This window comes from Streptomyces monomycini, from assembly GCF_022271435.1.
Taxonomy (GTDB): domain Bacteria; phylum Actinomycetota; class Actinomycetes; order Streptomycetales; family Streptomycetaceae; genus Streptomyces; species Streptomyces monomycini.
On the sequence record NZ_JAFIQY010000096.1, the window covers coordinates 1 to 871 of the forward strand.

General features: G+C 62.0%; 2 protein-coding genes. Both read right to left on the reverse strand.

Annotation, left to right across the window (positions count from 1 at the left end; all coding sequences use genetic code 11):
• Nucleotides 1–341: hypothetical protein (locus JXZ78_RS40030; RefSeq protein WP_238783734.1), on the reverse strand; the 341-nt coding region annotated here is incomplete at its 3' end.
• Between the two features lie 126 nt (nucleotides 342–467).
• On the reverse strand, nucleotides 468–871 hold a 404-nt coding region (locus tag JXZ78_RS40035), incomplete at its 5' end, for a LamG-like jellyroll fold domain-containing protein (RefSeq protein ID WP_308281085.1).

The window sequence follows — 871 nt, forward strand, 5'->3', positions numbered from 1 at the left end:
GAAAACGACTTCGTCGTATCCACCACCGGACCGGCCGTCGCCGCAAACCCCGACGACCCGTTCAGACGCAGCGCAGAACCGGACTTCCCCGCGGCACCCAACTCGGCACCGCCACCCAACTCCGCGATAAACTCCCCCGGAACACCCCCCGACACACGCCCCGCACCAACACCCTCATCCAAAGAGAAGGAAGCTTTCTCGACGAGTTCGGGGGGTTCCGTTGCGGAGGCCCGCGCTGCGGGCGATATACCGGGAAGGCCGCAGGTTGCGCCGGTCAGCAGCGTCGCCGCCAGGGTCGACTTCAGGAGCAGTGACCGCCTGGGTCTGCCGTGCCGTTTCATTTGTAGTCCTCGCTCATCAATGATGACGCGCTCAGCGAATTGCTGGCACGTATGAGAATCGGGGTCCTGCCCGGCAGGTCTTGCCGGGCAGGACCCCGATGAGATGGGGAAATGGTTCAGTAACCGCTAGTCGCTGATCCGCAGGCCGTAATCGACGGCTTCATCGGCACCGATTCGGCGGTCCCAGATGCGGATGTCGTCGATGGTCCCGGCGGCGTTCTCCTGCCAGGAGCTCTTGTAGTAGATTCGGCCGATCTGCAGACCGCCCTTGGCCTGCCACGGAGACGTGAAATCGACCGATTCCTGCAGCTCACCGTTCACGAACAGCTGGATCTTCTTGGCTGTTGCGTCGTACACACCGGTCACATTCGTCCACACACCCGCACGGGCCGTGTTCTTGCTTATGGCGCGGACGATTTTCGTGTCGTCGGTATCGGCGGCGTGACGGTTGAAGACCCACTTGTCATAGGTCTTGGAGTAGTAGATCTGAAAACCGCTGGCGTGGTCACCGGCCTGCGACAAGAACGTGT